Below are 13,225 nucleotides of genomic sequence, written 5' to 3'. Positions count from 1 at the left end.
CATTTTCTATGAAATTAATCTTGTCTCTACCATTCTATGAAATTGACTGCCAATTACTAGCTGTGAGAAAATAATAAAAATTGTAGTAGAGAGGTCGTGACCTATGCATAATGGCTTTCAGTTTTTGGCGATTTCACAACTAGCAAAAAGGTTTCCAGCAGACTCTTGGTGGGCAAAGTTTTACAAGGATTTTAGTGAGGATGATCTAGTAGCGTACTATGAGGGGGATTTAACACTTCCCTCTCTTGATTTGGACTGGGATATGCCATTCCCACAACAGGACAAGACCATTCTCATCTTCATCAATGGACATTTAACCGTAGACACCCTCTATAATTTAGAGACAGATGGGGCAATTGGGCTGATAGTGATGGGCAATGTACTTTCTAAAAATATAGCTGTAGGTGGTCAGGAAATCTATGTGCACGGGCATCTGACAGTCGAGAATATATTATGTGGCTCCTACAATCATGGCGAAACGATCGTTAATGGCAATCTTCAGGCAGCAATTTTGGTTCAAGATGATGAGTATCGCATCAACGTAAAGGGTCAGAAGTCGATTCCTTGTATCGTAAATATATGGCACGGAGATGGCGTTTTTCAGGAACTCCCTATCCGTATTGAAGATGTATTAGTAGACGAGATATTTTTACCTGAGGATGAGGATGACATCGGCTTTTCCTTCACTTCACTCGTGGAAATTCTAAAACAAGGGCGTTCTGCACTCACTCAATTTACAAGCGTTCCTCAAAGGACAATAGCAGCTCCTATTTATTTCACGCACCATTCGATCAATGCGGAAAACATACTGAAACTGACTTCATGTATTCTGATGACACCTGACAAACCTTCTTTCGATTTGACGGAACAGGAAGTTTATTTTATGATCCAACGCGCACATACCAATGCTGATGGAGATGTACGCAATGATAGTATTTATATATTGACCTCGCAGTGTCATTATTTTATTTGGCTTAATGAGGATCAATCCGTCTCTCTCTTGACAAAAACACTAGATGAAGAAGCTGAATGGTGGGATATTACAGCATCCCCCCAGGAGGATTTAGTGGATTTACAACAGCACTGGCTGATGTTGTTAACCTGCATCAATGTAGCAGAACTTTACTTGGATAGTATCGAGGTGCGAGATGTACAACAAATTCTCCAGCATCCTACGATTCTGGATTTAGACGATGAACATGATGGATTGTGGGATGGTTCCAAATGCTATAGCTTCCGTCAAACCTATTTGGATGATGAAGGCGATAGGATACATGCTCGCATTGAAATTATGACGCCTGATGAAGCGTATTATTTTTATACGCTCGAAAATCAATCCTATGTTGCTCGCCACTATCAGCCTCCTAACGTTTTTGGTCGACAAGAGCTATCTTATTTAAACACGATTCAATGGGAAGCGTCCGAGCGATATTTTGAGAGATTCAAACAATTTATGTCTCAGAATTTTAAGATAGATTTAGGAACTAATTAAGGCAAGAAACGTTCTATTAATGATGAAGTCTATTCAACTATACATCTCTTTCACTCTCTGTAATAATGAGAGATAACTAAACTTTTAATAGAAGGGAGGGAGATGTGGTCACGACCAACATCCAGCTACAATGAAATACGTGCTAAACTTTTTTAAAGGACTTATGATTGTCGTTGTTGTTATTTGTATTTCGTTTTATATGGTGACACAGTTATTTAATACGACTGAAAGAGAAGAGTCTGTGGTTATTGATGATCGTCCAAGTGTGGAAGAGTTTATCGGTGAGATTGCAGAGACCGCACGAGATCTTGGTGCTGACAATGACTTATATGCATCCGTGATGATAGCTCAGGCGATTCTAGAAAGTGAGCATGGGCAAAGTGGACTTGGCTCTGCCCCTAATTATAATCTTTTTGGAATGAAAGGTAGCTACCAAAATAATTCCGTCACACTCGAAACCACAGAGGATGATGGGTCAGGCAACCTTTCTACCATCATGGCTGACTTCCGCAAATACCCTTCCTATGAAGCATCCATGCAGGATTATGTAAAATTAATGCGTAATGGCGTTTCATGGAATAAAGATTTTTACGCAGGCGTTTTCAAAAGCAACACAACTACCTATACAGATGCGACCAAGTTTTTAACAGGCTCCTATGCAACTGATTCGGCTTACAATGAAAAATTAAATACATTGATCGCAAAATATGACCTTCAACAATATGATAGTCCTGTAAAAGATAAGAAAACCATCACGGTGGCTGATGGCGATTCACTTATGAAGATTGCCGAAGCCTATAATGTGAAAGTGACATCACTTAAGCAATGGAATCAGCTTCGAACAGAACGACTTGAAGCAGGTCAGCAACTCAATATTTATCATTATTAACACAAAACGTCCATGACTCATCAAGGAGTATGGACGTTTTTTCTCATGAAACTAATTCGTTTGTCAAAACGTCTTAATGTAAAAATACGGAAAGGATAGGAACACAGTGAAGCGTACACAATTGCTCAGTCTTCTCGCCGTTAACCTTGTGCTATTGCCATTGATTCAGCTTAGCTACCACCTATATTTCATAACAAAAATAGCAGAGGGTTCCTTTTATCTTATTATTTTGCCCACTCTTATTATTTTATCGAACCTCTTACTATGTTGTAGTTGGCAAAGAGTAGCAGCCTCTATCCATTGGACTTTTATCTATGTGGGACAAGGCACTTCTATAGCCTGTTATTTTGTGTGGCATTATGGGCAACTAGAGCCCTATCCAGATATGCCTCCAGGTGAAGCAGTCTTTGATTTATGCATGAGTACATTTTTAATTGGGCTATGGCAGTTCATCGTGTTAGTACTGATCCATCTCAGTACGTTGATCATCCTCAAAATGGGACTGACCTTTAAAAAAGCTTAACTAGTCTTTCTGTGAGTTATATAAAGTACCTACTGCTAGTATGGTCGTGGCTAAATCCTGTCGATAGAGGGGATGTTTGGCATCTAGACTATTAATGGTTACTTCATTACCACCTAACGATGAATGGACATACAAATCATCACCCATATATAAAGCAATATGACCTGGAAAATAGATTAAATCACCCTTCTGCATTTGGTCTTGGTCTATGTTAACGATAGGGAAGCCCTCTACTATTCGGGCATCACGATAAATATAGACACCGTTTAACATATAGGCCATCGAACATAGACCAGAGCAATCAATACCTAATGGCGATTTGCCACCCCATCGATAAGGGGCCGTTAAATAGCTGAGCGCTGTGTCCACCACATTTTCTCGGAACTGCTGCTCTGATAATGACTGTACTGTTATTTTAGGCTGTAGCCATTTTGTTCGAACGTACCCTATTTGCCCTGCCACTAGCTGTACGGCTGACCATTCTTCAGGTACTGCATCGTCTGACATAACACGAATGGAAGAGCCTCTAACAAGCGTTAGCAGCTTTGTACTTTGAATACGTGGCTGCTGCAAAACATCTGCAAAGCTTTGACAGATTACATACTGTGCCTCTTGTTGCCATGTAGACGCAAGAGCCTCCTCTTGTAGTAAATCTGCCTTCTGACAATACCCCTCGTAACGATAGGCCGTTCGAATAGAAACCCAAGCGTCATTGACATCACTGATGATCTCGACGGTCATCCCATAAAGCACTTCATCGACTAATTCAGAAGCTTTATCTGGCATGGCATGCAAGCTAGCAATCATGGCTGTAACGATAGCCTTCATCCTTCTCCCCCTTCCGCTTCACTAGCTGGTCATAGACAACTTTCGATAGACGACCAATGAGTTGGCGCGCCTGATCATTGTCCGTTACATTTGTTATAAAAACACCCATACTATAATCGACTGCATTCGTGTAAAATATCCCTACATCATGATCGATGGTATCTAGTCCGCCTGTTTTATGTGCCAGCCTCACATCTTCTATTAGATAGCGCTTTAGGGAGTCATGCACACGCTGACGGCTTAAAATATCAATGACTAGCTTATTGTAAGGAGGCGATAAAAGCTCTTGCTGATAGATACACGTATAAAGATGCGCCATATCCCTTGCTGATGTGCGATTATCTATGCCCTTTGCTAGCCGATCCACATCCATCATTTTTCGCTGTAGCAGTGTGTCCTGTAAACCGATATGCTGAAAATAGTCATTCAAATATGCCATGCCAACTACATCGATTAAGACGTTCGTAGCTGTATTATCGCTAGTAATAATCATCCACACTAGCAGCTCATAGAAAGTGCTTTGTGTAAGTCTTTGTTCACTAATCACACTAAAATCCACCCAATCAGTTGGTGAAATCGTAAGCGTAGAATCAAGTGATAATTTGTTTTTCTCTATATATGAGAGCAAGGCTAACAGAATCGGCACTTTGATTAAACTTGCACTTGAAAATGAAGCCTCTAGCTGATGACTGATGAGCAACTGATTTGTTGTTAGATTTTTAATAAACAAATGTACGTTGTAGGGCGATTCTTGAATAAGTGTCGTAATTCTCTGCTCCATAGACCACCTATCCAACTACATGGATACGCTGATTGTCCGCATCCATTTTGACGCTTCTTCCTAAAGGAAGCGACATCGTTGGTAAACAATGACCACATGCCAAATCTGCAATCATAGGCTTCCCTAAAGGCACTAGAATTTCTTGAAAAATAGTTTTTAATGATAAGCTGTGTGCTGGCTGCTCGGGATTTTCAGGTTCGCAATTTGTCCAAGCGCCTAATAAAATGCCTGCCAGGTCATCTAGCTTTCCTGCCAGTTTTAATTGTGTCAGCATACGATCCACCCGTTGCTCTGTTTCATCGATATCTTCTAAAAACAGAATCTTACCTCGTGTATCAATTTCATAGGGTGTGCCAAGTGAAGCTGTCACTAATGTTAAATTGCCACCGATGAGTTGACCTGAAGCGCTCCCAGGAACCAGTGTAGACATGGGCTGGTGAGAGGGATTTTTTAAGTAGTACGCCTTTCTTTCATTCTCCATAATCAGCTGAATGAACGACTGCCAAGTATAGTCATCCATCTCCTGTCTAATAAATTCTGTGGATGGCATCGGCGTATGATAGGTTACAAAGCCGCATAGCTGATTAAAAGCTATATGTAGAGCGGTCACATCACTATAGCCAGCAAATACTTTGGCATTGGCACTTATCAAGTCAAAGTCTAATTGAGCTAAAATTTTCGTCGCACCATAGCCCCCACGTATACAAAAGATGCCATCAATCATTGGATCACCAAACATACGATGAACATCTGCTACCCGTAAATCATCTGTGCCTGCTAAATAGCCATGTCTTGCGTGACAGGTCTCCCCAACGACCACATTGAGCCCTAGCTTTTCGATACTAGCAATAGCAGGTTGCAGCTTTTCAGGTGGCGTTGCTCCAGAAGCACTAATAAGACCAATTGTGTCACCCTTTTTCAATGCCTTTGGACAAATCATATCTTTTCCTCCCTTTTCAGTGAAGTACGATAATGGGCAAGTTCCTCTTCATTGGCTAAAATAAAATGACCTTCCTCTATTTCAACAAATGAGGGGGGATTCTCATCATAACGATGCTGTGACGGATCATACACTTCTACAACTTTCTCCCGCTCCTTATAGGGATTTGGCTCTGGTACTGCTGATAACAAAGCCCTTGTATAAGGATGCAGCGGATGAGCAAAAAGCTTTTCTGTTTCCGCTAGCTCCACAATTTTCCCCTTATAAATGACCGCCGTACGATCCGTAATAAAACGGACAATCGATAAATCATGGGCAATGAATAAATATGTTAAATGATTTCGCTGTTGAAGGCTTGCTAATAAATTTAATACTTGCGCTCGAATGGATACGTCCAAAGCAGATATAGGCTCATCTGCAATGATAAATTCAGGCTCCATCACTAACGCTCGAGCAATGCCAATACGTTGGCGTTGACCTCCTGAAAACTCATGCGGAAAGCGGCTTGAGAACTCTGGAAGTAGCCCAACGTTCAGTAAAGCATCGCGCACCTTTTGTTGCCGATCTGCCTCATCTTTATATTTTTTCGAAGGGTATAAGCCCTCTGAGACAATATAATCTACTTTTGCTCGTTCATTCAGAGATGCCATAGGGTCCTGGAAAATCATTTGGATTTTTTGTGTAATTTCTCTATCCCAATCTTTAGGTATTTTCCCCTGAATACTTTTGCCATGGTACAAAATTTGTCCCTCTGTAACCTCATTGATGCGCATAATCGCTCGACCAATCGTTGTCTTCCCTGAGCCTGATTCACCTACAATGCCAAATGTTTCACCTTTAAAAATTTGAAAGCTGACATCATCAATGGCTGTAAACTTATTTTTTCCTTTGCCAAAAACAACAGATAAATTTTTTATCTCTACGAGCACCTCTTTATCACTCATTCGCATACTGCCTCCCCTCGGCAAAAAATGCCTGTAAGGCTGCTGGAGGCTCTACCTTTGGCGCCAGTGGATCTAACAACCATGTTCGCGCATAATGCGTATCACTGACCTGAAAAAAGGGAGGTCGCTCGATAAAGTCAATTTTTAGTGCATATGGATTGCGTGGCGCAAAAGCATCACCTTTGATTTCTTGAAATAGATTAGGAGGCGTGCCCTTAATGGAATACAATTGTTCTCCCTTTGAGCCAAGCTGTGGTAAGGAGGAAATAAGCGCCCACGTATATGGATGCCTGCTATGAAAGAAAATTTCATGTGTTTCCCCAACCTCTATGACATCGCCTGCGTACATTACGGCAATACGGTCAGCCACTTTTGCGACTACACCTAAATCATGCGTAATATAGACGATTGTTAAGTCGTATTTTTGCTGAAGACTTTTTAAGAGCTGTAAAATTTGTGCCTGAATGGTTACATCCAAGGCTGTCGTGGGTTCATCACATATTAAAATATTCGGCTTACAGGCAATCGCAATCGCAATAACGATGCGTTGGCGCATCCCTCCTGAAAATTCATGCGGGTATTGCTTATAGCGCTTTTGTACATCGGTAATGCCGACATCTGTTAACAGCTTTAGTGTTTCCGCATAGGCTTCCTTGCCTCTTAAGCCCTGATGCATAACCACACATTCTTCAATTTGCTTTCCAATGGTTTTGAGCGGGTTTAACGATGTCATCGGATCCTGTGTCACCATCGCTATTTCCTTGCCACGAATCCCTAGCCATTCTTGCTCTGTTGTGAACTTGCCTAAATCCTGTGCATTGTAAATAATTTGTCCCTGCTTAATGCGACCATTTTTATCAAGCAAGCCCATAATGGATTTCATCAGCACGGATTTACCCGAACCTGATTCGCCCACAATGGCAAAACTTTCTCCCTTGTAAAGGTCGAGTGAAATATCGCGAATCGCTGTTAAAACTCGCCCACGTAGCGTAAACTGAATCACTAAATTTTGAATGCCTAATATGCGTGATTTTTTCAATGTCACTCGCTTCCTCTCCTTAAACATGGTTTTTCGGATCTGCTGCATCTGCAAAGGAATTACCAATAATATAAAATGCGATCGTAATAACGCTTAGCACAATACTTGGGAAAATAAGCTGATAACGTAGATCTGGTGACATCATAAGGACACGTCCTTCATTGATTAAATTTCCTAAGGATGGCTCACTGATCGGAAGCCCTAAGCCGATATACGTTAAAAAGACTTCTGCCCCAATTGCAAAGGGTATCGCTAAGCTCATGCGTAGCATAATGACAGAAATTAAATAAGGTAATAGATTTTTTAGAATAATACGATAATCAGGTGTGCCTAAGCACTTTGAGGCTAGATTGTATTCGCGGTCCCGCAAAATAACAATTTGATTGCGGATAAACCTCGCCATTTCCACCCACCCCGTAATACACATGGCAATAATAATGGTTGAAATACTTGGCCGTAAGATATAGGACATTAAAATGAGCACAATAGTTGTGGGGATATTATCGATAACATTATAAAGCTGTGTTATAGGCGCTTCTAATTTCCTTGAAAAGCCCCACAGCGTACCGATTGTAATCCCCACAACTGCCTCCACTAAAGCCACAACACAGCCGATAAAGAGGGATGTCCGTGTGCCTGCCCAAATACGAGACCATAAATCCTGACCAATTGAATTCGTACCAAACCAAAATTCTGCATTAGGTACCATATTACGTGCCTGCATCCCCGTTTGTTCATCCAAATAAATTTCAGTTGGTGATTTTTGCGCGGGTAAATAGGGCTGTAGAATCGTAAAGCCAACAATGATGATCACCCCAACTAATAAAAAAACGGCCAGTCGATTTTTCAAAAAGGATTGCCATGTAGACCGCCAATAAGAATAATTTGAATAGCCCGTTTCCTCCGCCTGCCTTGCATCTACTTCAGCAAATTCAAACAAGGTTTCACGCGATTTATTGGAAATATTATTGATTTCATCTGTATACATCCCCATTAACGCACACCCCCTCCCTTGCCTAATTTAATACGAGGGTCGACAAGTGCCATGGCAATATCCCCCAAAATAAGTCCAATGATACCCAGGGAAGAGAACACTAACACTAGGCCTTGCACAATTGTATTATCCTGTCGCTGAATAGCATCCACAAGCAAGCCCCCCATCCCTGGAATGGAATACAACGACTCTATATAAATCGAGCCTGTAATCGTAAACAGAATCGTTGCAGGTAAATATTGTGCCATGGGAATAAAGGCATTACGTAATACATGCTTGAACATCAATGTCCGCTCCTTTACGCCCTTTGCCCTAGCTAGCTTAATATAGTCCTTGTTCAGTTCATCCACCATATAACGTCGCATCCACATCGCGTAGGAGGCAGTTGGAGCCAATGCCATTGACGTAAGTGGAAGAATCCAAGTAATCGGCCTGTATTCATCAAACAGCATCGGTAATTGAAAGAGTTCTGTAATATACATTTGAATAACTAAGTAATAAACGGCTGCAGGGACTGCAACAACAAATACGATATAGCCTGTCCCAAGTCGATCCAGCCAACGTCCCTTACGATAGGCCATCATTATTCCTAACGGTACACCAATCAGGAGTGATAAAGCGACGGCTCCTAAACCAAAGAGCAGAGAATACGTGATTTTATCTGCAATAATCGTCACTACTGAGACATCGGTACGATAAGTTACTGATTTGCCCAAATCTCCCTGCAGTAAATTCTTGTAAAAATTCCCCAGTTGGACAAGCATTGGGTCTCGCAAGCCGAGATTTGTTAAGTAAATTTCCTGCTGAGCAGGTGACATTTTATCAGCAGCCGCTCCTAAATAGCCTTCCTCTGGCATTAGCCGTAATAATGAAAAGACAATGGTGATGATAATAAAAAGGGTTAAAACGGATTGTAAGAGTCGTTTTCCTATATACTGCAACATCGCGCCATCCTCCTTTGTCAAAAAGACGAAAGGAGATGCCGACTATTCTTTTCGGTATCTCCTTTTCATCTACGAAATTCTACTACTTTTCAGCATTGGCTAGTGCTTCCGCACGTTCTTGCTCCCACTCAGCAAGCGCTTTTTTAAATTCTTCATTACTCATTGGCTTTTCTAGCACTTGCTGGCCTTTAAATTTCTCTGCCGTTACACCAAATGGCGAATATTGCGCCTCGAATGGATTTAATTTAGATGCCATATAGCCACTACCACCAACTGAATATGGAATAACAAAGGCTTCCTCAATTAAAAACGCTTCTGCCTTCGCAAATAGCTCATAGCGTTTGGCTGTGTCAATTGTTTCTTTCGCTTGATCTACAAGATTTTGATATGTTATTTTACCATTCGCCTCTTTATAGCCTTCTGCTAATTCTGGTTTATTGTAAGTTCCATCTACTGTGAAAGGATCTGTATACGTAGATGGATCTGCAAAGTCAGGACCCCAGTTCGCCTCTAAGAGTGCAAATTTACCTGGACGACGTACCTCTGATAAGAAGCCTGTGGATGGACCAGCCTCTACAATAATGTCGACATAATCTGTCCCTAGTAGTTTTTCCATTTGCTGCTCGACTACTTGAGAGCGATTAGCCCAATCCGGCATACCAGCGTTATAAGGCATTAAGACTTTCACAGGGAATGTCGCCTTACCCGCTAATGCCGTTTTTGCTTTTTCTTTATACTCAAGGGCCAGCTCTTTATTGAAGGAATCCTCATTGGAAATGGATGTAAGTGGTGCTAGTTGTGTATAATCCACGCCTTCCACATCAACAAAGTTTTTTGGTGTAATGGTATTGCTCAACAAATCTGCTGGATTATAGGGCTCAACCGTTAGCATCGCGGACACACGATCAAGCGCATGGAACAAGGATTTGCGGAAATCTTTATTATTGACGGCGATTTTCCAGTTATCAGGCTCGTATTGTGCGTCAAATTGTGGGTTGAAGTTGAGTGCATAAAAGTAGGTATAGAAGTTATTTTGTGTTTGACGAACCTGAGATTTTTTCTTTTCATCTTTAAACCATTCATCAATGATAGAGGTAGGGATACTAGCCGAATCGATTTCGCCACGTAAAAACAGCTCAGGCGCCACAGTTGCCGCTTCTTTATTGTATTTATAGCGAATACGATCAATCAGCACCTTGTCTTTATCCCAGTACGTTTCATTTTTCACAAGAACGCGTTCATTTTGTGGCTCAAATTTATCTAAAATATAGGCACCGTTATAGAGGAAGTTTTCACGTGTTGTGCCAAAATCCGCTCCTTTTTCCGCAATGAACTTGCCATTTACAGGGAAGAAACAAACATAATTCAACATAGAAAGAAAATAGGGTGTCGGCGCCTCTAAAGTATATTCTACTGTATGTTCATCTAGCGCCTTTATGCCTACTTCCTTGAAATCGTTCATCTCGCCATTATAGAAAGCTTCCCCATTTTTCACCACCGTCGCAATCCATGCTGTCGATGATTCATTTTTAGCATCAAGCACATAGTGTAAGCCATCCACAAAGTCTTGTGCCACAACAGCTGCATATTCCTTGCCCTCATGTGTTACCCATTTTGCGTCATCACGCAATTTGAATGTCCACACCGTAGCATCCTCATTCGAGGACCACTCTTTCGCTAATCCTGGCTGGACCACCCCATAGTTGTCATATTCAATGAGCCCATCCACCATATTCGCAGCCACCGCAAATTCATTTGTTTCTGACGTCTTTAAATAATTTAACGTTTTAATTTCCCCTGAATACACCACTCGATATTCCGATGCTTTTTCACTCGCTGACTTGTCATTACAGGCTACACAAAATAATACGACCAGACATACGAACAGCAACCAATATTTTCTCACAAGCATCCCCCTAGTCATCTTTTTATAATGAAAATCCTATTGGTAGGATGGATTGCACCTTCCCTAGGATCATTCAAACATAAGCTAGGTCTGTCTAAATCGACCATCTATCGATGAAATGAACAACGGTACATACTCGTTGTCACGGTTATGAGATTAAATTGTCGGTTCTATCAAACCACTCAGACAGCGTGTCCCACTGCTTTTTGAGCGGGTCTATCTACCTTTTGATCACTTCTCACACCCTTGTGAGCGGGTCCCTCACCAAATGGATCACTTCTCACCTTTCAAGAAATAGAATCCTCACTTGATGTAAAAGCTCCCACTAGACCTTTCCATCATGTTAAAAATTGCAGGACACGCAGCACCTCATAAAAATCATGGGTCAAGAACTCCACGGTATTATGTGGTTTGAATTTGGCATTTGGATAAAATGAATTGCGATAGGCTCTTGTATGGTCACGATAAATAATCTCAACCATAAAGTGTTCTGGCAACGTTACCTGTAATGCGGCACGAGGGATCTTCATAGAAGACTCTACCAGTCGCTTGGTTTCCATTATGGTTAGTTGTGGACTGACACTAATCGTCGCATTGCCGATGCCTTCCTTTGTAGCAAACGTGACAATGTGTTCATTTATCGCCTGAATCTCTTCTGTCAACCCCACATCACCACTTACGAAGGACACGGGCACATCGTGTAACGCTGCTGCATACGTATTGATTAGAAATTCGCTCGCATATTCGCCATTGATTTTGACATCTGCGTATGTGCAAAGTGTGTGGGCTAGTGGGTTACGCTCACTGCCACCCTTGCTGTGATAACCGATAAAAATAGCACGGTCAAAGCTTTGATCGAGACCTGCTACCATACACATAGGATCATATGTCCAGCCACGGATGACTTTACAGTTGATTGGTAAATTGGAAATGTCTAGATTGCGGGCTGAATCATGTGCGTCCTTTAATAAAATTTCAGTTGCTCCCCCTGCTATCGCTCCTTCAATGGCAGCTTCTACTTCTCGCGTCATTTGTCTTTGAAAAAACTGATAGTCAGGTGCGTTTAACTCGGTCTCACTCCACGAGGTTGTACCTGTAATCCCTTCAATATCTGCACTAATATAAACTTTCATAGAAATCGAAACTCCTTTACATTGTGATGTTGAATTGTTGCGTGTACTGCTCCGTAATGAGCTACCTGTGCATAAACACGTCTAGCCCATGCCACATTGCCATAATCGTAATGCCACCATTCCTCCGCATAGTTCGTAAATCCAGCAAGTGTCATACAGTTATACAGCAAACGTCGGTGCTGACAGGCAAGCGGATTTTCTTGCGTATGCTGTTCAAAATAACGGGTCGCTGATTTTTCATTCATTTCATCAAACGCTGTCCCAAGATCGAGGGCTTTACCATGAACATTAGCCAGTGTTACATCGATGGCACCCCCTGTTAAATGGGGGGCTAAATGGGCTGCATCTTTACTTGGAAATGCTACATATTTTTTGGTCGCCTGCATAATCTCTTGTGGTGTTAACTGCGGCAGCCTTTTTGCTAATTGCCGAGAAAAATGGCTGAACAAATACTGCTGTACTTGAAATGGGCGATAGCCATCATAAAGTAATAAGCCATACTCTTGAGGTAATAATGTTAATACCTGTTGCAAACGCTCATAGACACCTTCTCTTACATAAATAACGCGTAAACTATTAGAAATCTGTTGCTGATAGTAGATTGGCTTCATAAATACCCTAGGATGAGCACCTGTAAGCTGGATAAGCGGCTCATTGTTTTCACATACAACTGGTGATGGCGAAGGGCTTCCATTTAGAGAAGGTGCTATCGGTTGAAAAAGGTTAATAATAACGGAACCCCCCTTCAAATAGTTAGATAATTCAGTTTTTTAAGTTGAATATTATCAGATCTCCCTACCATTGACTAGATA

General features: G+C 41.5%; 13 protein-coding genes. 3 read left to right on the top strand and 10 right to left on the bottom strand.

Annotated features, from left to right (window positions below; genetic code table 11):
* Positions 1-103 precede the first annotated feature (103 nt).
* The 3 genes from LCP48_RS08955 to LCP48_RS08945 all read left to right on the top strand — a co-directional run bounded on the left by LCP48_RS08955 (position 104) and on the right by LCP48_RS08945 (position 2,904).
* Positions 104-1,492 (top strand): hypothetical protein, encoded by a 1,389-nt coding sequence (locus LCP48_RS08955; protein ID WP_004229423.1) that lies wholly within the window; start codon positions 104-106, stop codon positions 1,490-1,492.
* Positions 1,493-1,655: 163 nt separating this feature from the next.
* The gene (locus LCP48_RS08950) at positions 1,656-2,381 is read left to right on the top strand and encodes a glucosaminidase domain-containing protein (RefSeq protein ID WP_004229425.1); all 726 of its coding nucleotides are present in this window, start codon (positions 1,656-1,658) and stop codon (positions 2,379-2,381) included.
* A 106-nt stretch (positions 2,382-2,487) separates the two neighbouring features.
* Positions 2,488-2,904, top strand: coding sequence for a hypothetical protein (locus LCP48_RS08945; RefSeq protein ID WP_009370891.1), 417 nt, complete (start codon positions 2,488-2,490; stop codon positions 2,902-2,904).
* Here LCP48_RS08945 and LCP48_RS08940 read toward each other — a convergent pair whose 3' ends face one another.
* The 10 genes from LCP48_RS08940 to LCP48_RS08895 all read right to left on the bottom strand — a co-directional run bounded on the left by LCP48_RS08940 (position 2,905) and on the right by LCP48_RS08895 (position 13,024).
* A complete protein-coding gene (locus tag LCP48_RS08940; RefSeq protein WP_009370890.1) occupies positions 2,905-3,732 on the bottom strand; it encodes a C40 family peptidase in 828 nt (275 codons plus the stop codon).
* The gene (locus tag LCP48_RS08935) at positions 3,701-4,513 is read right to left on the bottom strand and encodes a serine hydrolase (protein ID WP_225340875.1); all 813 of its coding nucleotides are present in this window, start codon (positions 4,511-4,513) and stop codon (positions 3,701-3,703) included. Before LCP48_RS08935 ends, LCP48_RS08940 begins: the two co-directional genes overlap by 32 nt.
* A 7-nt stretch (positions 4,514-4,520) precedes the next feature.
* Positions 4,521-5,453 carry a S66 peptidase family protein gene (locus LCP48_RS08930; RefSeq protein ID WP_225340874.1) on the bottom strand — a complete coding sequence of 311 codons (933 nt, stop codon included), beginning with the start codon at positions 5,451-5,453 and terminating at the stop codon, positions 4,521-4,523.
* Positions 5,450-6,397 (bottom strand): ATP-binding cassette domain-containing protein, encoded by a 948-nt coding sequence (locus LCP48_RS08925; protein WP_004229433.1) that lies wholly within the window; start codon positions 6,395-6,397, stop codon positions 5,450-5,452. Before LCP48_RS08925 ends, LCP48_RS08930 begins: the two co-directional genes overlap by 4 nt.
* A complete protein-coding gene (locus tag LCP48_RS08920; protein ID WP_050779462.1) occupies positions 6,390-7,463 on the bottom strand; it encodes an ABC transporter ATP-binding protein in 1,074 nt (357 codons plus the stop codon). Before LCP48_RS08920 ends, LCP48_RS08925 begins: the two co-directional genes overlap by 8 nt.
* A complete protein-coding gene (locus LCP48_RS08915) occupies positions 7,456-8,430 on the bottom strand; it encodes an ABC transporter permease (protein ID WP_004229435.1) in 975 nt (324 codons plus the stop codon). Before LCP48_RS08915 ends, LCP48_RS08920 begins: the two co-directional genes overlap by 8 nt.
* Positions 8,430-9,374 (bottom strand): ABC transporter permease, encoded by a 945-nt coding sequence (locus LCP48_RS08910; protein WP_202341811.1) that lies wholly within the window; start codon positions 9,372-9,374, stop codon positions 8,430-8,432. Before LCP48_RS08910 ends, LCP48_RS08915 begins: the two co-directional genes overlap by 1 nt.
* A gap of 82 nt (positions 9,375-9,456) precedes the next feature.
* Positions 9,457-11,286, bottom strand: a complete 1,830-nt coding sequence (locus LCP48_RS08905) for a peptide ABC transporter substrate-binding protein (protein WP_225340873.1) — start codon at positions 11,284-11,286, stop codon at positions 9,457-9,459.
* Between the two features lie 332 nt (positions 11,287-11,618).
* Entirely contained in the window at positions 11,619-12,413 is a 795-nt protein-coding gene (locus LCP48_RS08900; RefSeq protein WP_004229439.1) for a M55 family metallopeptidase, read from the bottom strand.
* Positions 12,410-13,024, bottom strand: a complete 615-nt coding sequence (locus tag LCP48_RS08895; RefSeq protein ID WP_004229440.1) for a M15 family metallopeptidase — start codon at positions 13,022-13,024, stop codon at positions 12,410-12,412. The genes LCP48_RS08900 and LCP48_RS08895 overlap by 4 nt, the downstream gene beginning before the upstream one ends.
* Between the last annotated feature and the right edge of the window lie 201 nt (positions 13,025-13,225).

This window comes from Lysinibacillus capsici (genome assembly GCF_020217405.1).
Lineage (GTDB): Bacteria > Bacillota > Bacilli > Bacillales_A > Planococcaceae > Lysinibacillus > Lysinibacillus capsici.
The sequence above is the reverse complement of the archived record's forward strand: the minus strand, read 5'-3'. Positions and strand labels throughout refer to the sequence as shown.